This is a genomic window from Hydrogenophaga sp. BPS33, assembly GCF_009859475.1.
Classification (GTDB): Bacteria; Pseudomonadota; Gammaproteobacteria; order Burkholderiales; family Burkholderiaceae_C; genus Hydrogenophaga.
The window spans coordinates 215,227-234,810 of record NZ_CP044550.1 but is presented as its reverse complement, the minus strand read 5'-3'; the positions used below and the strand labels follow the sequence as shown (position 1 = coordinate 234,810).

General features: G+C 62.4%; 17 protein-coding genes and 1 pseudogene. 15 read left to right on the top strand and 3 right to left on the bottom strand.

Translation table 11 applies throughout. The annotated features are described in order from the left end of the window. Positions 1-43 precede the first annotated feature (43 nt). From F9K07_RS30505 to F9K07_RS30490, 4 genes are all read left to right on the top strand, one after another. A complete protein-coding gene (locus F9K07_RS30505; RefSeq protein WP_159597310.1) occupies positions 44-1,324 on the top strand; it encodes a Rieske 2Fe-2S domain-containing protein in 1,281 nt (426 codons plus the stop codon). Between the two features lie 74 nt (positions 1,325-1,398). Then, a complete protein-coding gene (locus F9K07_RS30500; RefSeq protein ID WP_159597309.1) occupies positions 1,399-2,352 on the top strand; it encodes a Bug family tripartite tricarboxylate transporter substrate binding protein in 954 nt (317 codons plus the stop codon). A gap of 77 nt (positions 2,353-2,429) precedes the next feature. Next, positions 2,430-3,371, top strand: coding sequence for a PDR/VanB family oxidoreductase (locus F9K07_RS30495; RefSeq protein WP_159597308.1), 942 nt, complete (start codon positions 2,430-2,432; stop codon positions 3,369-3,371). Positions 3,372-3,554: 183 nt separating this feature from the next. Continuing rightward, on the top strand, positions 3,555-4,517 hold the full coding sequence (locus tag F9K07_RS30490) for a tripartite tricarboxylate transporter substrate binding protein (protein WP_236582100.1): 963 nt from the start codon (positions 3,555-3,557) through the stop codon (positions 4,515-4,517). On the opposite strand, the gene F9K07_RS30485 is transcribed toward F9K07_RS30490, so the two are convergent. Next, positions 4,489-5,313, bottom strand: coding sequence for a hypothetical protein (locus F9K07_RS30485; protein WP_159597307.1), 825 nt, complete (start codon positions 5,311-5,313; stop codon positions 4,489-4,491). The genes F9K07_RS30490 and F9K07_RS30485 overlap by 29 nt on opposite strands. Before the next feature lie 47 nt (positions 5,314-5,360). Between F9K07_RS30485 and F9K07_RS30480 the strand changes: the two genes are divergently transcribed. From F9K07_RS30480 to F9K07_RS30465, 5 genes and pseudogenes are all read left to right on the top strand, one after another. Then, positions 5,361-5,714, top strand: coding sequence for a hypothetical protein (locus F9K07_RS30480; RefSeq protein WP_159597306.1), 354 nt, complete (start codon positions 5,361-5,363; stop codon positions 5,712-5,714). Between the two features lie 114 nt (positions 5,715-5,828). Beyond that, the gene (locus tag F9K07_RS30475) at positions 5,829-8,744 is read left to right on the top strand and encodes a Tn3-like element IS1071 family transposase (protein ID WP_003049965.1); all 2,916 of its coding nucleotides are present in this window, start codon (positions 5,829-5,831) and stop codon (positions 8,742-8,744) included. Positions 8,745-8,901: 157 nt separating this feature from the next. Continuing rightward, the gene (locus tag F9K07_RS32155; protein ID WP_268894765.1) at positions 8,902-9,036 is read left to right on the top strand and encodes a hypothetical protein; all 135 of its coding nucleotides are present in this window, start codon (positions 8,902-8,904) and stop codon (positions 9,034-9,036) included. Position 9,037: 1 nt separating this feature from the next. Beyond that, a complete protein-coding gene (locus F9K07_RS30470) occupies positions 9,038-9,907 on the top strand; it encodes a UPF0280 family protein (protein ID WP_159597313.1) in 870 nt (289 codons plus the stop codon). A 13-nt stretch (positions 9,908-9,920) separates the two neighbouring features. After that, positions 9,921-10,232 (top strand): annotated as a pseudogene (locus F9K07_RS30465) (uracil-DNA glycosylase family protein); the annotation flags it as partial. A gap of 51 nt (positions 10,233-10,283) precedes the next feature. On the opposite strand, the gene F9K07_RS30460 reads toward F9K07_RS30465, so the two are convergent. Continuing rightward, positions 10,284-10,763 (bottom strand): MarR family winged helix-turn-helix transcriptional regulator, encoded by a 480-nt coding sequence (locus F9K07_RS30460; protein ID WP_159597311.1) that lies wholly within the window; start codon positions 10,761-10,763, stop codon positions 10,284-10,286. Between the two features lie 89 nt (positions 10,764-10,852). On the opposite strand from F9K07_RS30460, the gene F9K07_RS30455 reads away from it, so the two are divergent. The 4 genes from F9K07_RS30455 to F9K07_RS30440 all read left to right on the top strand — a co-directional run bounded on the left by F9K07_RS30455 (position 10,853) and on the right by F9K07_RS30440 (position 15,326). After that, the gene (locus F9K07_RS30455; protein ID WP_159597310.1) at positions 10,853-12,133 is read left to right on the top strand and encodes a Rieske 2Fe-2S domain-containing protein; all 1,281 of its coding nucleotides are present in this window, start codon (positions 10,853-10,855) and stop codon (positions 12,131-12,133) included. 74 nt (positions 12,134-12,207) lie between these two features. Next, positions 12,208-13,161, top strand: a complete 954-nt coding sequence (locus F9K07_RS30450) for a Bug family tripartite tricarboxylate transporter substrate binding protein (RefSeq protein WP_159597309.1) — start codon at positions 12,208-12,210, stop codon at positions 13,159-13,161. A 77-nt stretch (positions 13,162-13,238) separates the two neighbouring features. Then, the gene (locus F9K07_RS30445) at positions 13,239-14,180 is read left to right on the top strand and encodes a PDR/VanB family oxidoreductase (protein WP_159597308.1); all 942 of its coding nucleotides are present in this window, start codon (positions 13,239-13,241) and stop codon (positions 14,178-14,180) included. Between the two features lie 183 nt (positions 14,181-14,363). Beyond that, a complete protein-coding gene (locus F9K07_RS30440) occupies positions 14,364-15,326 on the top strand; it encodes a tripartite tricarboxylate transporter substrate binding protein (protein WP_236582100.1) in 963 nt (320 codons plus the stop codon). On the opposite strand, the gene F9K07_RS30435 is transcribed toward F9K07_RS30440, so the two are convergent. Next, positions 15,298-16,122 carry a hypothetical protein gene (locus tag F9K07_RS30435; RefSeq protein ID WP_159597307.1) on the bottom strand — a complete coding sequence of 275 codons (825 nt, stop codon included), beginning with the start codon at positions 16,120-16,122 and terminating at the stop codon, positions 15,298-15,300. The genes F9K07_RS30440 and F9K07_RS30435 overlap by 29 nt on opposite strands. A gap of 47 nt (positions 16,123-16,169) precedes the next feature. Between F9K07_RS30435 and F9K07_RS30430 the strand changes: the two genes are divergently transcribed. Next, positions 16,170-16,523 (top strand): hypothetical protein, encoded by a 354-nt coding sequence (locus F9K07_RS30430; protein ID WP_159597306.1) that lies wholly within the window; start codon positions 16,170-16,172, stop codon positions 16,521-16,523. Between the two features lie 114 nt (positions 16,524-16,637). Beyond that, the gene (locus tag F9K07_RS30425) at positions 16,638-19,553 is read left to right on the top strand and encodes a Tn3-like element IS1071 family transposase (protein ID WP_003049965.1); all 2,916 of its coding nucleotides are present in this window, start codon (positions 16,638-16,640) and stop codon (positions 19,551-19,553) included. Positions 19,554-19,584 lie beyond the last annotated feature (31 nt).

Below are 19,584 nucleotides of genomic sequence, written 5' to 3'. Positions count from 1 at the left end.
CCCAATAATAGCGAACCGCTACTAATTTTGAAGGAGATCGGGTATGTCGAATTCCGAGAGCAATGAGACCTTGACTCGGATGGGTCCAGGCGCTGCCATGGGACGGGTGTTCCGGCAGTTTTGGCAGCCCGCGCTGCTCTCCGAGGAATTGCCCGTAGCGGACTGTCCGCCGGTTCGCGTGCGGCTGATGGGGGAAGACTTTGTCGCCTTTCGCGACTCCAGCGGCAAAGTGGGGTTGCTCGACGCGCATTGCCCCCACCGACTCGCGGACCTGTTCTTCGGCCGCAACGAGGAGGGCGGTCTTCGTTGCGTCTATCACGGCTGGAAGTTCAGCGTGGCGGGTGAAATCCTCGACATGCCCAGCGAACCGCAAGGAAGCCCCATGCGCTGCAACCCGAATCTGCGTGCAAAGGCGTATCCCGTGCGGGAAGCGGGCGGCATCATCTGGGCGTATCTCGGCCCGCAAGAGTCCATGCCGGCTTTGCCCGACATGGAATTCATGAGCCTTCCTCCGCAGAACGTCCATGTTTCCAAGTGCCTGATGAAGTGCAACTATCTGCAGGCACTCGAGGGCAGTATCGACACGGCCCACCTGACCTTCCTGCACCATTCCATGGCCCCGATGGAGAAGGACGTCTTTGCCGTGGGCAATCTTCAGGAATTCGGGGATGCGGATGGGGCGCCGCGGTTCTTCTGCGAAGACACCGACTTCGGAATGCGAATCTCCGCACGAAGGGACGGGGGTAACGGCAACTACTACTGGCGCATCACCCAGTGGTTGATGCCCAACTACGTGTTGGTGCCCACAGCCGAGGGGCTGGTGTGCAGAGCCAATCTGTTCATTGCCATCGACGACGAAAACTGCTGGTGGTATCGCGTCCGCTATCACGTCGGACGTCCTCTTGGCAGTGACGAGCTGGCGGAATACAAGACTGGAAATCTGGATTACGCGAGATTGATCCCGGGCACCTACATTCCGCAGGGGAACCGCGCGAACGATTACCTGATGGATCGGGATCTGCAGAGACGCGGCTCATTCACCGGAATTCCGAGTGCCCAACTTCAGGACCTCGCCGTGCAGGAGAGCCAGGGGCCGATCGCAGACCGGACCAAGGAGCACTTGGGTACCTCGGACACCGCGATCGTGAAATGCCGCAGACGCCTCCTCGAGGTTGCGAAGAAGTTCGCAAATGACGGAACCGTCCCGACGGCGGCGAAGCGCGGCGAACTCTACAAGCACCGCGCCATTGCCATTCTGCTTCCGATGGATATCACACCTGAACAGGCGGGAAGCCATCCGGCAACAGTGCCCGATGCCCGATAGTGCCCCCCAAGACAGTACGCAAGGAGACAGCTGTGAAACGGATATCGAAGTGTGGAATTTCCTTGAGGCTTGCCGTGGCGTTGTTCGCCTCGGCCATCCTGTGCAACGCGCACGCCCAGACCAAGGAGGTGTGGCCGTCCAAGCCAGTCCGGTTCGTCGTTCCATTCACGGCGGGCGGTTCCATCGATGTGCTGGCACGCCTGGTGGGCAGACACCTCGAAACCCGTCTGAATCAACCGATCGTGGTGGAGAACCGCACGGGCGCCGGTGGAACGGTCGGTACTGATCTTGTGGCCAGGGCTCCGGCGGATGGGTACACGCTACTTTTCACCGCGCAAGGGCCGTTGGTGCTCAACCCCTTCCTGATGAAGCGCCTGCCGTACGACGCGACAACATTTGCGCCCGTGACGGTCGTGGTCGAGGCGCCGAACGTGCTCGTCGCGAGCAGGCAGCTGCCGGTTTCCAGCTTCGAGGAACTGCGCAACTTCGCCAAAGCCAATCCCGAAAAGATGACATTCGCGACTCAGGGCATCGGGACGACAGGCCATGTCACGGGCGAATTGATCAACCAGCAGGCCGGCACCGCGCTGACGCATGTCGCGTATCAGGGTTTTCCGCCGGCGCTCACCGATGTTCTCGCGGGGCGTGTCAGCCTGATGATAGGTGACACCATCAATCTTGTGCCGCGAATCGTTTCGGGGCAATTGCGCCCGATCGCTATCGCTTCCACCAGGCGCAGCGCCGTGCTGCCGAACGTTCCCACTTTCGCCGAGGCTGGCTATCCGGCGATCGTCTCGGGACCCTGGTACGCGGTCGTGGCCCCGGCAGGGACACCGATCGAGATCAGGCACAAGCTGGCCGACGAGATTCGCCAGGTGCTGGGGCTTCGCGAAGTGCAGGATAAGCTCAAGGAGCTGGGTGTCGAAGCCCGCGGCCTCTCGCCGGAGGAGTTCGATGTTTATCTGAAGTCGGAATACAAGAGATGGGGCGGGGTGATCCAGAAAGCCGGGATATCTCTTGACAAGTAGTTCTCGTCAAGAGCCCGTCACCGGGCCACCGCGAACGAACTTGATCCAACTGTAGCGTCACGCCGTATGGGGGAATCATGAAAGCCCGCGTGCATTCGATAACGTACGGCGCCGATGACGTGCTGATCTACGACATCCGCAGCGCCGATGGCCAACAGCTGCCGCCGTTCGAGGCGGGGGCGCATATTGACGTGACCATTCCCGGCGGCATCGTGCGCAGCTATTCGCTCGCCAACGATCCGTCGGATCGCCACAGGTACGTTGTCGGCGTCAAGCGTGAGGCCCAGGGTCGAGGCGGTTCGGCTTCGATGCATGCCCATGTCCAGGCCGGGACGCTGCTCGACATCGCCGGGCCGCGCAACAACTTTGCTCTCGAGGAGGATGCTGCCCATAGCGTCTTCATTGCCGGAGGAATTGGAATCACGCCGCTGTGGAGCATGGCTCAAAGGCTCGAGGCGTTGCGCAAGCCCTGGACCATGTACATGCGAGGCCGCAGCCGCAAGACGACGGCGTTCCTTGACTGCCTGTCGTCTCCCCGGTTGGGCGGGCGCGTCCATGTGAGCTTCAGCGAGGACGCCGGGACCCCGCGCCTGGACATCCACTCCATCGTCGCGAAGGCGCCGAAAGGGGCGCACATCTACTGCTGCGGACCGGAGTCAATGCTGGAGTGCGTCGAGAGCGCCTGCGTGCACCTCCCGAAGGAGCGCCTTCATCTGGAGCGCTTCAAGGCAAAGGAAATGCAGTCGCGCGACGGAGGCTACCTCGTCCGACTTGCCCGCAGCAATCAGGAGATCCGAATCCAGAAGGGATGCACGATTCTGGAATCGCTCCGGCAGCGGGGCATCCCGGTGCAGTCTTCCTGTCAGCAGGGGGTCTGCGGGGCATGTGAGACCGCGGTTCTCGCGGGCCGTCCAGACCATCGCGATTGCGTCCTCTCCGAGGAGGAGCGAACACACGGCAAGAGCATGTTGATCTGCTGCTCGGGCTCGTTGACCGAGGAGTTGGTGCTCGATCTTTAGATGCTTGCGCGACTCGTGGACCGGGCGTTGCGCGCCCGAACCCACACGGCACAGCCAGGCATCGGACCGTCCCTTGGCCTGCAAGTTTTGATGGCGGTTGGCCGTAGGTGCTCTGGTCGCCGCTGCGTAGCATGCGGAGCATCAGGCGCGTTTTCCGCGCCGCAATGCCCAGGAGACAACGCCATGCTTGCCAGAAGACCCATCCTCGCGCTCGCCCTCACCTTGCTCGCAGGTGCGATGCCGGCCTTTGCCAACACGTTCCCGACACAGCCCGTGCGCTTCATCGTGCCGTTCCCGCCCGGCGGTTCCGCCGACGCGCTCACGCGCATGCTTGCCCAGCGGATGCAGGCCGCGTGGGGCCAGGCGGTGGTTGTCGAGAACAAACCCGGCGGCACGGTGATCGGGACCGACCTCGTCGCGAAGGCGGCGCCCGACGGGCATACGATCGCGCTCGTGATCCCATCGCTCGCGGTGAACCCGAGCATCATGGCGCAACTGCCGTATGACACGGTGAAGGATCTTGCCGGCGTGACGCTGATCAGCACGCTGCCGATCGCGCTCTTTGCCACACCCAGCCTGCCCGTGAACAACGTTGCGGAACTCGTCGCCTATGCGAAGAAGAACCCGAAGACGCTGAGCTACGGCTCGGCGAGACTCGGTTCGACGTCGCACCTCGCCGGCCTGATGCTGAACCAGCTGGCCGGCGTGGACCTGGTTCACGTGCCCTACAAGGGCAGCGCCCCCGCGCAGCAGGACCTGATCGGCGGCCGGCTCACGCTGCTCTTCGACTCGTTCATTTCCCAACTGCCGATGGTGCAAGCGGGCCGCGTGAAGCTGGTGGCGCCGGCCGGACCGCGGCGGCTCCCCGGTTTCCCCGACGCCGCCCCGATCGGGGACACGGTGAAGGGATTCAACGTGGAAAGCTACTTCGGGGTCATCGCGCCACGGGCAACGCCGCCCGCGGTGTTGGCCCAGATCCACCAGGCCATCAAGAAAGCGATGGAAGACCCCGCCGTGTCTTCCTGGATGGCGACCCAGGGCATGGTGCCGGCCGCATCCACGCCGGCGCAGTTCGACGCGTTCATCCAGGCCGACATGAAAAAGTGGGCGGCGGTCGTCAAGTCACTCGGCGGCAAGATCGCGTAAGCAGCGCGTCGAGCACGCCGATCGCGGCGAAGAGCTCTTCACGCGGCGCGCCTGCATAGCCCACCAGCAGCAGCTGCTCACGCCTGCCTGGACGCGCAAGCACGCGCGCCCCGACGCGATTTTCTTCGAGAGCGCGTTCCAGCAGCCCCGGTTCGCTCACGTTTCGAAAGCTCGCCACCAGGTAGGAACCCGCGGCCTGGAACGAGAGATCTCCCGTGAAAGCGCCCCTGCGCAAGGCCGCCAGCGCCGCCTTGCGCCGCTCCCCATGGGCTTTGCGAAGCCGGTTGGCGTGACGCCCGATATAGCCTTGCGTGATGAAATCAAACAGCGTGCGCTGCATCTGCAGCGGCGAGTTGTACGCCTGCTGCTGCGCAGCGGCGGAGAAAGACTGGACCAGTTCGTGGGGAGCGACGATGAAGCCGCAGCCCACCTCGGGGAACACGCTGCGCTCGAACGAGCCGAGATAGATCGTTCGTTCGGCGCTTGCGCCCCGGGCAAGGACCGCTTCATGCGGGCCCGTTTCGTACAGGTCGAGGTCACGGTCGTCTTCGACCAGCCAGCCCGCGTGCTTGCGCGACCACCCGACCAGCTCCGCGAGCGCGTCCGCGCTCCATGGCTCGCCCGTGAACGCAAAGTCGGCCGGGCAACAGATGGCGAGCTTCGCCGAAGGCAGGGCGGCGGTGCTCCCTGCCATGCACGGAAACGGGACGACCTGCACACCGCCGCGCACGAGCCTCACGCGATTGGCGACGGCTTCGCGCAGCCGCGGGTGGCCGGCCCGGTCATGCGGCAGCATGTCCTCGGACAGCAGGTTCTTCGCATGGCGCGTGGCGAGGCGGCACCATGCCTTGCGCGGGAAGAGGTCGATGGGGCGACCACCCCGACCCCCACGTTCGCGGCAGCAACCAGCAGCCCGCCACGCTGACAGTGAGCGCGCAGCTTGTGAAGGAGCGGCCGGACCTGGTGGACCGTTATGTCGCCCAGATCGTTAACGCGGCGCGATGGAGCCAAGCGAATCGCGTTCCCACCGTGCAGTCGTTCGCGAACGAGGTCGGCACTTCCTACGAGTGGGCGGAAGCGGCATACGGCCCGCGATCGCACGAGCTGCTCACACCGTCGCTGGATGTCGAACTCGTTGCCGCCGCCAAACCCACAAGGAGTTTCTGGGGGTCTCCTCGTTTTCAGTGCAATAAGTGACGGTACGCAAAGCTAGCACTGGCGCGGGGGTGGTCTGGGTAGACCGTTGATTTCATTGACTTTCCTGTTCGCTTTGTAAACGGGTATGGTGGCCTCCCACTTTTGAGGTTCACGATGCAGGGTTGGCACACAACGTTTTTGGGGATGCGTGGGCTCCCCCGCGATATCAGCGACTTCGAGATGAAGGCATTTTTCACCTTCGATGGTGCCGAGCGCGACGCAATCAATGCACGCCGAGGTGATTCCCACAAGCTTGGTCTGGCGCTCCATATTGGTTTCCTGCGCATGAGTGGGCGTTTGCTCGGTGCCTTTCGGGTAATTCCAGTAGCCTTGTGGCGCCACCTTGGCAACGAGCTTGGCATTGCAGCACCAGAAGTCGCCTCGCTGAGAGCCATGTATGAACGCGGGCGCACGCTATTCGATCACCAACAAGTAGCCTGCACGGTCCTTGGATTCCAGTGGATGAGCGAGCACCAGCGCCGCTCACTGGTACGTGAACTGCGCGACGAAGTGGCGCGCTGCGCCGACCGCGATCAGCTACTCGTGCGGGCGCGTCAATGGCTGTACAAGAACAAGCTGGTGATCGTGCACGAGCGGGCAATTCGGACACTGATTGCGGCGGCACTTGCCCAGCTTGAAGTTGAAACAGGCACCGCCATCGCCGCCAGCGTTGATCCAGCAACACTTGATCGCTGGCGAGCCTCAGTTTCAGAGCTGCGCCCAGATGGACAAACCCAGCAGAGTTGGCTATGGGCTGCACCGGCGAAACACTCAACCCGCCAAATCAGCGAGGTACTGGAGCGCATCGACCTGCTTTACACGCTGGACGTTCATAAGCACCTGGCAGACATCCCCGATCTCATCTTGCGCCGCTACGCGCGCCGACTTGTCTCCAGGCCGCCCTCAGCCGGAGCCAAGATCAAAGAGCCAGCGCGCACCGTGGAGGTCGCATGCTTTCTTCGGTATTGCCTGTTCACCACCACAGACCAGTTGATCCTTATGGTGCAGCGCCGGATCGCCGATCTGTGGCGTCAGGCTGCCGCCGATGTCCCCGCTACCGTCAATTGGGCCGCAATGTACAAAACGCTGCTCGGCGAACTTGTTGCCTTGAGCGCGCAAGGTGCGGTGCCAGATGCTGAGTTGCGTGCCCGTCTTGAAGCCTTGATCACCGAAACCCAGAAACGCAAACCACCGAGCAGGGCCTCCCTGGTCCGCGAGGGATTGATTGATGGAATTCGCCCCGTGCGGTCGTTGCTCGTCGCCATTGCAAAGCTGCCCTGGCAGGCCACCGGCGAGCATCCTGCCATCGAGTACCTTGCCAAGCTGCAAGCTTTATATCTCAAAGGATCCAGAAAGCTGCCAGTTGAAGTGGTGGCACCAAGTCTGGGAATGATCTGGCAGGTTTCGATCTCCAGCCCAGACCGGGAACGGGCGTTTCAGGCGTTGGAGGTGGCCACCCTGTTTGCCCTGCGCCGCGCGGTGCGCAATGGCTCGGTCTGGATTGAGCACAGCCTGAGCTTTCGGGGTCGTGCGCGCTTGTTCTTCACGGACGAGCGTTGGCAGGCAGAGTCCAAGAAACACTATGCCCGTCTATCGTTACCCAGCAAGGCTGCCACTTTCTTGAAGCCTTTGCTGGCCAGAGTAACTGCCGGTGTCGATGCGGTGGCCGCTGCAGCCCGCAGTGGCGTACTGCGCGTGGATGATGAACTCCATTTGTCGCCATTGCCCGCAGAGGACGAAGACCCAGAAGTGACCAAGCTGCGCGCGGCTTTGGATCACCGCATCGGTGAGGTTCAATTGCCGGAAGTGATTCTGGCCGTTGACGCCCAGGTGCGCTTTAGCTGGATCATGCTCGGACGTGAGCCGCGCTCTACCGACGAGCTGCTGATGGTCTATGCCGGCATCATGGCCCACGGCACCAGTCTGACTGCGGTCGAATGCGCGCGCATGATTCCGCAATTGTCTGCCACCAGCATTCGCCAGGCCATGCGCTGGGCGCGGGACGAACGGCGTCTGAGCCAGGCCTGCCAGGCTGTGCTGGAATTCATGCAGCGACACCCGATTGCCGCCACCTGGGGGCGGTCCGATTTGGCATCTTCTGACATGATGAGCATGGAGACCACCAAACGGGTGTGGCAAGCCCGGCTTGATCCTCGGCGCAACACACCTTCCATTGGAATCTACTCCCATGTAAAAGACCGGTGGGGCATCTTCCATGCGCAGCCCTTTGTGCTCAATGAGCGCCAGGCGGGCGTGGCCATTGAAGGTGTCATCCGCCAAGAAAAGCTGGAGACCAGCCAGCTTGCTGTGGATACCCATGGCTACACCGACTTTGCCATGTCACATGCCCGTTTGCTTGGTTTTGATCTTTGCCCGCGGTTGAAGGAACTCAAACAGCGCCACCTCTTTGTGCCACGCGGCACCAAAGTGCCCGCAGAAATCGCTGCGGTGTGCGAAGCCAATGTCGACGTCGCTTTGATCGAAAAGCATTGGGATAGTCTGGTGCACCTGGCAGCCTCGGTCATGAGCGGACATGCCAGTGCGGTGGCAGCTCTTGCGCGGTTCGGTTCTGCCGCCCAGGGCGATCCAATCTATGAGGCTGGCGTGCAATTGGGGCGGTTGCTGCGTACGGCGTTTTTGGCTGACTACTTTGTCAAGGACGCTTTCAGGAACGAGTTGCGCCGGGTGCTCAATCGGGGCGAGGCTGTTAACGCCCTCAAGCGCGCCATTTATACCGGCCGGATCAGCCCGGCGCAGGCCAAACGTGTCGATGAAATGCAGGCTGTGGCCGATGCGTTGAGCCTGATGGCCAACATCGTGATGGCGTGGAATACCTCACAGATGCAGGCGGTCCTGGATCGCTGGTCGAACCGCCGCCAGGTCATTCCACCGGAACTGATCGGGAAGATTGCGCCCACCAGGCTGGAGAGCATCAACTTGCGGGGTGTGTTTCGCTTCCCGGTTGACCGCTATGCTGACCAAATCCTGCCTTCGCGGCCAAATGCATCGATAACTGGCACCAATGGATGAAACCGACCACGGTTTGACGCCACGAATCGCAGATTTGAAAGTGAACAGGAAAGTCAATGAAATCAACGATCTACCAACACCACCTCCGCGCCAGTGCTAGCTTTTCGTACCGTCACTTATTGCACTGAAAACGAGGAGACCCCCCATCGAATTCTCGATGACCATGGCGGACTACCTCGACTTCGGCGGCCACAGCGACCAGGTGTTTTCCGTCGATGCCGCGTTGAGCCGTGCCCGGACAGCACTGCAGGCGCCGCCGCGGGGCTACGAGGTGCGTACGATCGGCGAATGACGTGGGCCCTGTATGCGGCCGGCTCGATCAGGGCCGTATCCACTTCCAGCACGGTCCCATCGACCTGGTGATCTTCGCGCTGGGCGAGAGCGCCGTGATCGAAGAAGCCCACGCGAAGGCCTGGGCACGTTTCGGGCAGATCCTGCCGGAATTGGTCGCCGAACTTCCCGACCTTCGGCAAGCGATCGACCCGCGAGTCCAATGCGGGATGGTGGGCCCTGTCGCCCGGCGAATGTGGAGCGCTTGTCGTCCATTCGCGCGCGACTTCATCACGCCGATGGCGGCCGTGGCCGGATCCGTCTCGGATGAAATCGTGGATTTCTATCGGACTGCCGGTGTCAGGCGAGCCGCCATCAACAACGGAGGCGACATTGCCCTGCATCTTGAAGCGGGCGAACGAATGCGCATTGCGGTTGTGCCCGACATCTCTGATCCGCACGCGGCACACGATCCCGGAAAACGGCTCCACCTGAACATCGATGCCGCGAACCCAGTCCGTGGTGTTGCGACGAGTGGATGGCCGGGGCGGAGCTTCTCGCTCGGCATCGCGGACAGTGTGACCATCCTCGCATTGACGGCTGCGCAGGCGGACGCCGCCGCAACAGCGGTCGCCAACGCGGTCAACGTCGATCACCCGCTTGTCGTTCGCCGGCCTGCCCGGGAGTTGCAACCGGATTCGGACTTGGGCGACCGCCTCGTGACAGTGGCCGTACCGGCTCTCCCGGAAACCGTGGTGCACGACGCCCTGGACGCCGGGGAGGCCAAGGCTCGCGAGCTGCTCGACGCGAACTTGATCGCGGCCGCGGTGCTGGTGTGTCAGGGCCGGGTTCGAATGGTAGGTCGTAGTGCGTTCATCTTGCAGCCACCATGACCGAAGCAGTCCGATGACCGCCAACAGGAATGGGAGCGGCGTCCCCTGGAATGACGCCAGTGGCAAGCGCCTGCGCGAATGGCTGGGAGTGGATGACGCAACGTTCCATGACGTGCGCAAGTGCGCGATCGTTCCAATGGGGATGTGTTATCCCGGGCGAGGTGCTGGAGGCGACTTGCCGCCGCGTCCTGAATGCGCGCCACTGTGGCATGACCGGATTTTCGCGCTCATGCCGCGGGTCGAACTCACCATTCTGATCGGGCAGTACGCCCAAGCGAAATTCCTTGGATCGCGCCGTGGCCCAACGCTCACCGAGAAAGAGCGTGTCGCCAGCGTGCTGGCGCAATGACCAGCGCAGCGCGAAACATGTGAGCCTTCAGGCGGCTTCTCCGGACGCAGCGTCCGGAGCACTCAGTCGTGCGGCGCGGTCCCCGAGAACCGACATCACGTGGAAGAAAGTCTTCGCATCCGCCGCCGAAACTTCGGCAAGCAGGTCGGCCTCCACCTGACTGATCATGGCCTCGACGTGCCGGTGGACCTTTTTGCCGGGCGTGGACAGGCTCAAGCTCAGGCGCCTCCTGTCATGCATGTCCACTGCCTTCTTGACATAGCCCTGTTCGACCAGCTTTTCGATTGCGCGGGCAACGAAGAAGGCGTCCGTGCTCGTCCTCGCGGCCACTTCCTTGGCAGAGATCGGCTCGAATCGACCGATGACCGCCATGACTCGCCAACCGATCACCGTCAGGCCGAACTCATCCTTCCACCTCGGCGCAAGAAAGCGCGTGATGCGCGTGGCGATCGAAAGACAACGGTAGGAAATCCTGTTTTCGAGAGGGACGCTGTTCGGGGTACGCATCCGTTGATTCTATGGGGCCACCGCAGTTGACAGCCATGAACGACGACCCAATAATAGCGAACCGCTACTAATTTTGAAGGAGATCGGGTATGTCGAATTCCGAGAGCAATGAGACCTTGACTCGGATGGGTCCAGGCGCTGCCATGGGACGGGTGTTCCGGCAGTTTTGGCAGCCCGCGCTGCTCTCCGAGGAATTGCCCGTAGCGGACTGTCCGCCGGTTCGCGTGCGGCTGATGGGGGAAGACTTTGTCGCCTTTCGCGACTCCAGCGGCAAAGTGGGGTTGCTCGACGCGCATTGCCCCCACCGACTCGCGGACCTGTTCTTCGGCCGCAACGAGGAGGGCGGTCTTCGTTGCGTCTATCACGGCTGGAAGTTCAGCGTGGCGGGTGAAATCCTCGACATGCCCAGCGAACCGCAAGGAAGCCCCATGCGCTGCAACCCGAATCTGCGTGCAAAGGCGTATCCCGTGCGGGAAGCGGGCGGCATCATCTGGGCGTATCTCGGCCCGCAAGAGTCCATGCCGGCTTTGCCCGACATGGAATTCATGAGCCTTCCTCCGCAGAACGTCCATGTTTCCAAGTGCCTGATGAAGTGCAACTATCTGCAGGCACTCGAGGGCAGTATCGACACGGCCCACCTGACCTTCCTGCACCATTCCATGGCCCCGATGGAGAAGGACGTCTTTGCCGTGGGCAATCTTCAGGAATTCGGGGATGCGGATGGGGCGCCGCGGTTCTTCTGCGAAGACACCGACTTCGGAATGCGAATCTCCGCACGAAGGGACGGGGGTAACGGCAACTACTACTGGCGCATCACCCAGTGGTTGATGCCCAACTACGTGTTGGTGCCCACAGCCGAGGGGCTGGTGTGCAGAGCCAATCTGTTCATTGCCATCGACGACGAAAACTGCTGGTGGTATCGCGTCCGCTATCACGTCGGACGTCCTCTTGGCAGTGACGAGCTGGCGGAATACAAGACTGGAAATCTGGATTACGCGAGATTGATCCCGGGCACCTACATTCCGCAGGGGAACCGCGCGAACGATTACCTGATGGATCGGGATCTGCAGAGACGCGGCTCATTCACCGGAATTCCGAGTGCCCAACTTCAGGACCTCGCCGTGCAGGAGAGCCAGGGGCCGATCGCAGACCGGACCAAGGAGCACTTGGGTACCTCGGACACCGCGATCGTGAAATGCCGCAGACGCCTCCTCGAGGTTGCGAAGAAGTTCGCAAATGACGGAACCGTCCCGACGGCGGCGAAGCGCGGCGAACTCTACAAGCACCGCGCCATTGCCATTCTGCTTCCGATGGATATCACACCTGAACAGGCGGGAAGCCATCCGGCAACAGTGCCCGATGCCCGATAGTGCCCCCCAAGACAGTACGCAAGGAGACAGCTGTGAAACGGATATCGAAGTGTGGAATTTCCTTGAGGCTTGCCGTGGCGTTGTTCGCCTCGGCCATCCTGTGCAACGCGCACGCCCAGACCAAGGAGGTGTGGCCGTCCAAGCCAGTCCGGTTCGTCGTTCCATTCACGGCGGGCGGTTCCATCGATGTGCTGGCACGCCTGGTGGGCAGACACCTCGAAACCCGTCTGAATCAACCGATCGTGGTGGAGAACCGCACGGGCGCCGGTGGAACGGTCGGTACTGATCTTGTGGCCAGGGCTCCGGCGGATGGGTACACGCTACTTTTCACCGCGCAAGGGCCGTTGGTGCTCAACCCCTTCCTGATGAAGCGCCTGCCGTACGACGCGACAACATTTGCGCCCGTGACGGTCGTGGTCGAGGCGCCGAACGTGCTCGTCGCGAGCAGGCAGCTGCCGGTTTCCAGCTTCGAGGAACTGCGCAACTTCGCCAAAGCCAATCCCGAAAAGATGACATTCGCGACTCAGGGCATCGGGACGACAGGCCATGTCACGGGCGAATTGATCAACCAGCAGGCCGGCACCGCGCTGACGCATGTCGCGTATCAGGGTTTTCCGCCGGCGCTCACCGATGTTCTCGCGGGGCGTGTCAGCCTGATGATAGGTGACACCATCAATCTTGTGCCGCGAATCGTTTCGGGGCAATTGCGCCCGATCGCTATCGCTTCCACCAGGCGCAGCGCCGTGCTGCCGAACGTTCCCACTTTCGCCGAGGCTGGCTATCCGGCGATCGTCTCGGGACCCTGGTACGCGGTCGTGGCCCCGGCAGGGACACCGATCGAGATCAGGCACAAGCTGGCCGACGAGATTCGCCAGGTGCTGGGGCTTCGCGAAGTGCAGGATAAGCTCAAGGAGCTGGGTGTCGAAGCCCGCGGCCTCTCGCCGGAGGAGTTCGATGTTTATCTGAAGTCGGAATACAAGAGATGGGGCGGGGTGATCCAGAAAGCCGGGATATCTCTTGACAAGTAGTTCTCGTCAAGAGCCCGTCACCGGGCCACCGCGAACGAACTTGATCCAACTGTAGCGTCACGCCGTATGGGGGAATCATGAAAGCCCGCGTGCATTCGATAACGTACGGCGCCGATGACGTGCTGATCTACGACATCCGCAGCGCCGATGGCCAACAGCTGCCGCCGTTCGAGGCGGGGGCGCATATTGACGTGACCATTCCCGGCGGCATCGTGCGCAGCTATTCGCTCGCCAACGATCCGTCGGATCGCCACAGGTACGTTGTCGGCGTCAAGCGTGAGGCCCAGGGTCGAGGCGGTTCGGCTTCGATGCATGCCCATGTCCAGGCCGGGACGCTGCTCGACATCGCCGGGCCGCGCAACAACTTTGCTCTCGAGGAGGATGCTGCCCATAGCGTCTTCATTGCCGGAGGAATTGGAATCACGCCGCTGTGGAGCATGGCTCAAAGGCTCGAGGCGTTGCGCAAGCCCTGGACCATGTACATGCGAGGCCGCAGCCGCAAGACGACGGCGTTCCTTGACTGCCTGTCGTCTCCCCGGTTGGGCGGGCGCGTCCATGTGAGCTTCAGCGAGGACGCCGGGACCCCGCGCCTGGACATCCACTCCATCGTCGCGAAGGCGCCGAAAGGGGCGCACATCTACTGCTGCGGACCGGAGTCAATGCTGGAGTGCGTCGAGAGCGCCTGCGTGCACCTCCCGAAGGAGCGCCTTCATCTGGAGCGCTTCAAGGCAAAGGAAATGCAGTCGCGCGACGGAGGCTACCTCGTCCGACTTGCCCGCAGCAATCAGGAGATCCGAATCCAGAAGGGATGCACGATTCTGGAATCGCTCCGGCAGCGGGGCATCCCGGTGCAGTCTTCCTGTCAGCAGGGGGTCTGCGGGGCATGTGAGACCGCGGTTCTCGCGGGCCGTCCAGACCATCGCGATTGCGTCCTCTCCGAGGAGGAGCGAACACACGGCAAGAGCATGTTGATCTGCTGCTCGGGCTCGTTGACCGAGGAGTTGGTGCTCGATCTTTAGATGCTTGCGCGACTCGTGGACCGGGCGTTGCGCGCCCGAACCCACACGGCACAGCCAGGCATCGGACCGTCCCTTGGCCTGCAAGTTTTGATGGCGGTTGGCCGTAGGTGCTCTGGTCGCCGCTGCGTAGCATGCGGAGCATCAGGCGCGTTTTCCGCGCCGCAATGCCCAGGAGACAACGCCATGCTTGCCAGAAGACCCATCCTCGCGCTCGCCCTCACCTTGCTCGCAGGTGCGATGCCGGCCTTTGCCAACACGTTCCCGACACAGCCCGTGCGCTTCATCGTGCCGTTCCCGCCCGGCGGTTCCGCCGACGCGCTCACGCGCATGCTTGCCCAGCGGATGCAGGCCGCGTGGGGCCAGGCGGTGGTTGTCGAGAACAAACCCGGCGGCACGGTGATCGGGACCGACCTCGTCGCGAAGGCGGCGCCCGACGGGCATACGATCGCGCTCGTGATCCCATCGCTCGCGGTGAACCCGAGCATCATGGCGCAACTGCCGTATGACACGGTGAAGGATCTTGCCGGCGTGACGCTGATCAGCACGCTGCCGATCGCGCTCTTTGCCACACCCAGCCTGCCCGTGAACAACGTTGCGGAACTCGTCGCCTATGCGAAGAAGAACCCGAAGACGCTGAGCTACGGCTCGGCGAGACTCGGTTCGACGTCGCACCTCGCCGGCCTGATGCTGAACCAGCTGGCCGGCGTGGACCTGGTTCACGTGCCCTACAAGGGCAGCGCCCCCGCGCAGCAGGACCTGATCGGCGGCCGGCTCACGCTGCTCTTCGACTCGTTCATTTCCCAACTGCCGATGGTGCAAGCGGGCCGCGTGAAGCTGGTGGCGCCGGCCGGACCGCGGCGGCTCCCCGGTTTCCCCGACGCCGCCCCGATCGGGGACACGGTGAAGGGATTCAACGTGGAAAGCTACTTCGGGGTCATCGCGCCACGGGCAACGCCGCCCGCGGTGTTGGCCCAGATCCACCAGGCCATCAAGAAAGCGATGGAAGACCCCGCCGTGTCTTCCTGGATGGCGACCCAGGGCATGGTGCCGGCCGCATCCACGCCGGCGCAGTTCGACGCGTTCATCCAGGCCGACATGAAAAAGTGGGCGGCGGTCGTCAAGTCACTCGGCGGCAAGATCGCGTAAGCAGCGCGTCGAGCACGCCGATCGCGGCGAAGAGCTCTTCACGCGGCGCGCCTGCATAGCCCACCAGCAGCAGCTGCTCACGCCTGCCTGGACGCGCAAGCACGCGCGCCCCGACGCGATTTTCTTCGAGAGCGCGTTCCAGCAGCCCCGGTTCGCTCACGTTTCGAAAGCTCGCCACCAGGTAGGAACCCGCGGCCTGGAACGAGAGATCTCCCGTGAAAGCGCCCCTGCGCAAGGCCGCCAGCGCCGCCTTGCGCCGCTCCCCATGGGCTTTGCGAAGCCGGTTGGCGTGACGCCCGATATAGCCTTGCGTGATGAAATCAAACAGCGTGCGCTGCATCTGCAGCGGCGAGTTGTACGCCTGCTGCTGCGCAGCGGCGGAGAAAGACTGGACCAGTTCGTGGGGAGCGACGATGAAGCCGCAGCCCACCTCGGGGAACACGCTGCGCTCGAACGAGCCGAGATAGATCGTTCGTTCGGCGCTTGCGCCCCGGGCAAGGACCGCTTCATGCGGGCCCGTTTCGTACAGGTCGAGGTCACGGTCGTCTTCGACCAGCCAGCCCGCGTGCTTGCGCGACCACCCGACCAGCTCCGCGAGCGCGTCCGCGCTCCATGGCTCGCCCGTGAACGCAAAGTCGGCCGGGCAACAGATGGCGAGCTTCGCCGAAGGCAGGGCGGCGGTGCTCCCTGCCATGCACGGAAACGGGACGACCTGCACACCGCCGCGCACGAGCCTCACGCGATTGGCGACGGCTTCGCGCAGCCGCGGGTGGCCGGCCCGGTCATGCGGCAGCATGTCCTCGGACAGCAGGTTCTTCGCATGGCGCGTGGCGAGGCGGCACCATGCCTTGCGCGGGAAGAGGTCGATGGGGCGACCACCCCGACCCCCACGTTCGCGGCAGCAACCAGCAGCCCGCCACGCTGACAGTGAGCGCGCAGCTTGTGAAGGAGCGGCCGGACCTGGTGGACCGTTATGTCGCCCAGATCGTTAACGCGGCGCGATGGAGCCAAGCGAATCGCGTTCCCACCGTGCAGTCGTTCGCGAACGAGGTCGGCACTTCCTACGAGTGGGCGGAAGCGGCATACGGCCCGCGATCGCACGAGCTGCTCACACCGTCGCTGGATGTCGAACTCGTTGCCGCCGCCAAACCCACAAGGAGTTTCTGGGGGTCTCCTCGTTTTCAGTGCAATAAGTGACGGTACGCAAAGCTAGCACTGGCGCGGGGGTGGTCTGGGTAGACCGTTGATTTCATTGACTTTCCTGTTCGCTTTGTAAACGGGTATGGTGGCCTCCCACTTTTGAGGTTCACGATGCAGGGTTGGCACACAACGTTTTTGGGGATGCGTGGGCTCCCCCGCGATATCAGCGACTTCGAGATGAAGGCATTTTTCACCTTCGATGGTGCCGAGCGCGACGCAATCAATGCACGCCGAGGTGATTCCCACAAGCTTGGTCTGGCGCTCCATATTGGTTTCCTGCGCATGAGTGGGCGTTTGCTCGGTGCCTTTCGGGTAATTCCAGTAGCCTTGTGGCGCCACCTTGGCAACGAGCTTGGCATTGCAGCACCAGAAGTCGCCTCGCTGAGAGCCATGTATGAACGCGGGCGCACGCTATTCGATCACCAACAAGTAGCCTGCACGGTCCTTGGATTCCAGTGGATGAGCGAGCACCAGCGCCGCTCACTGGTACGTGAACTGCGCGACGAAGTGGCGCGCTGCGCCGACCGCGATCAGCTACTCGTGCGGGCGCGTCAATGGCTGTACAAGAACAAGCTGGTGATCGTGCACGAGCGGGCAATTCGGACACTGATTGCGGCGGCACTTGCCCAGCTTGAAGTTGAAACAGGCACCGCCATCGCCGCCAGCGTTGATCCAGCAACACTTGATCGCTGGCGAGCCTCAGTTTCAGAGCTGCGCCCAGATGGACAAACCCAGCAGAGTTGGCTATGGGCTGCACCGGCGAAACACTCAACCCGCCAAATCAGCGAGGTACTGGAGCGCATCGACCTGCTTTACACGCTGGACGTTCATAAGCACCTGGCAGACATCCCCGATCTCATCTTGCGCCGCTACGCGCGCCGACTTGTCTCCAGGCCGCCCTCAGCCGGAGCCAAGATCAAAGAGCCAGCGCGCACCGTGGAGGTCGCATGCTTTCTTCGGTATTGCCTGTTCACCACCACAGACCAGTTGATCCTTATGGTGCAGCGCCGGATCGCCGATCTGTGGCGTCAGGCTGCCGCCGATGTCCCCGCTACCGTCAATTGGGCCGCAATGTACAAAACGCTGCTCGGCGAACTTGTTGCCTTGAGCGCGCAAGGTGCGGTGCCAGATGCTGAGTTGCGTGCCCGTCTTGAAGCCTTGATCACCGAAACCCAGAAACGCAAACCACCGAGCAGGGCCTCCCTGGTCCGCGAGGGATTGATTGATGGAATTCGCCCCGTGCGGTCGTTGCTCGTCGCCATTGCAAAGCTGCCCTGGCAGGCCACCGGCGAGCATCCTGCCATCGAGTACCTTGCCAAGCTGCAAGCTTTATATCTCAAAGGATCCAGAAAGCTGCCAGTTGAAGTGGTGGCACCAAGTCTGGGAATGATCTGGCAGGTTTCGATCTCCAGCCCAGACCGGGAACGGGCGTTTCAGGCGTTGGAGGTGGCCACCCTGTTTGCCCTGCGCCGCGCGGTGCGCAATGGCTCGGTCTGGATTGAGCACAGCCTGAGCTTTCGGGGTCGTGCGCGCTTGTTCTTCACGGACGAGCGTTGGCAGGCAGAGTCCAAGAAACACTATGCCCGTCTATCGTTACCCAGCAAGGCTGCCACTTTCTTGAAGCCTTTGCTGGCCAGAGTAACTGCCGGTGTCGATGCGGTGGCCGCTGCAGCCCGCAGTGGCGTACTGCGCGTGGATGATGAACTCCATTTGTCGCCATTGCCCGCAGAGGACGAAGACCCAGAAGTGACCAAGCTGCGCGCGGCTTTGGATCACCGCATCGGTGAGGTTCAATTGCCGGAAGTGATTCTGGCCGTTGACGCCCAGGTGCGCTTTAGCTGGATCATGCTCGGACGTGAGCCGCGCTCTACCGACGAGCTGCTGATGGTCTATGCCGGCATCATGGCCCACGGCACCAGTCTGACTGCGGTCGAATGCGCGCGCATGATTCCGCAATTGTCTGCCACCAGCATTCGCCAGGCCATGCGCTGGGCGCGGGACGAACGGCGTCTGAGCCAGGCCTGCCAGGCTGTGCTGGAATTCATGCAGCGACACCCGATTGCCGCCACCTGGGGGCGGTCCGATTTGGCATCTTCTGACATGATGAGCATGGAGACCACCAAACGGGTGTGGCAAGCCCGGCTTGATCCTCGGCGCAACACACCTTCCATTGGAATCTACTCCCATGTAAAAGACCGGTGGGGCATCTTCCATGCGCAGCCCTTTGTGCTCAATGAGCGCCAGGCGGGCGTGGCCATTGAAGGTGTCATCCGCCAAGAAAAGCTGGAGACCAGCCAGCTTGCTGTGGATACCCATGGCTACACCGACTTTGCCATGTCACATGCCCGTTTGCTTGGTTTTGATCTTTGCCCGCGGTTGAAGGAACTCAAACAGCGCCACCTCTTTGTGCCACGCGGCACCAAAGTGCCCGCAGAAATCGCTGCGGTGTGCGAAGCCAATGTCGACGTCGCTTTGATCGAAAAGCATTGGGATAGTCTGGTGCACCTGGCAGCCTCGGTCATGAGCGGACATGCCAGTGCGGTGGCAGCTCTTGCGCGGTTCGGTTCTGCCGCCCAGGGCGATCCAATCTATGAGGCTGGCGTGCAATTGGGGCGGTTGCTGCGTACGGCGTTTTTGGCTGACTACTTTGTCAAGGACGCTTTCAGGAACGAGTTGCGCCGGGTGCTCAATCGGGGCGAGGCTGTTAACGCCCTCAAGCGCGCCATTTATACCGGCCGGATCAGCCCGGCGCAGGCCAAACGTGTCGATGAAATGCAGGCTGTGGCCGATGCGTTGAGCCTGATGGCCAACATCGTGATGGCGTGGAATACCTCACAGATGCAGGCGGTCCTGGATCGCTGGTCGAACCGCCGCCAGGTCATTCCACCGGAACTGATCGGGAAGATTGCGCCCACCAGGCTGGAGAGCATCAACTTGCGGGGTGTGTTTCGCTTCCCGGTTGACCGCTATGCTGACCAAATCCTGCCTTCGCGGCCAAATGCATCGATAACTGGCACCAATGGATGAAACCGACCACGGTTTGACGCCACGAATCGCA

Excerpts from the sequence above, each read along its gene's own strand:
- F9K07_RS30505 (WP_159597310.1), top strand. The coding sequence starts at position 44 with ATGTCGAATTCCGAGAGCAATGAGACCTTGACTCGGATGGGTCCAGGC.
- F9K07_RS30495 (WP_159597308.1), top strand. The coding sequence starts at position 2,430 with ATGAAAGCCCGCGTGCATTCGATAACGTACGGCGCCGATGACGTGCTG.
- F9K07_RS30490 (WP_236582100.1), top strand. The coding sequence starts at position 3,555 with ATGCTTGCCAGAAGACCCATCCTCGCGCTCGCCCTCACCTTGCTCGCA.
- F9K07_RS30485 (WP_159597307.1), bottom strand. The coding sequence starts at position 5,313 with ATGCTGCCGCATGACCGGGCCGGCCACCCGCGGCTGCGCGAAGCCGTC.
- F9K07_RS30480 (WP_159597306.1), top strand. The coding sequence starts at position 5,361 with ATGCCTTGCGCGGGAAGAGGTCGATGGGGCGACCACCCCGACCCCCAC.
- F9K07_RS30475 (WP_003049965.1), top strand. The coding sequence starts at position 5,829 with ATGCAGGGTTGGCACACAACGTTTTTGGGGATGCGTGGGCTCCCCCGC.
- F9K07_RS32155 (WP_268894765.1), top strand. The coding sequence starts at position 8,902 with ATGACCATGGCGGACTACCTCGACTTCGGCGGCCACAGCGACCAGGTG.
- F9K07_RS30460 (WP_159597311.1), bottom strand. The coding sequence starts at position 10,763 with ATGCGTACCCCGAACAGCGTCCCTCTCGAAAACAGGATTTCCTACCGT.
- F9K07_RS30455 (WP_159597310.1), top strand. The coding sequence starts at position 10,853 with ATGTCGAATTCCGAGAGCAATGAGACCTTGACTCGGATGGGTCCAGGC.
- F9K07_RS30445 (WP_159597308.1), top strand. The coding sequence starts at position 13,239 with ATGAAAGCCCGCGTGCATTCGATAACGTACGGCGCCGATGACGTGCTG.
- F9K07_RS30440 (WP_236582100.1), top strand. The coding sequence starts at position 14,364 with ATGCTTGCCAGAAGACCCATCCTCGCGCTCGCCCTCACCTTGCTCGCA.
- F9K07_RS30435 (WP_159597307.1), bottom strand. The coding sequence starts at position 16,122 with ATGCTGCCGCATGACCGGGCCGGCCACCCGCGGCTGCGCGAAGCCGTC.
- F9K07_RS30430 (WP_159597306.1), top strand. The coding sequence starts at position 16,170 with ATGCCTTGCGCGGGAAGAGGTCGATGGGGCGACCACCCCGACCCCCAC.
- F9K07_RS30425 (WP_003049965.1), top strand. The coding sequence starts at position 16,638 with ATGCAGGGTTGGCACACAACGTTTTTGGGGATGCGTGGGCTCCCCCGC.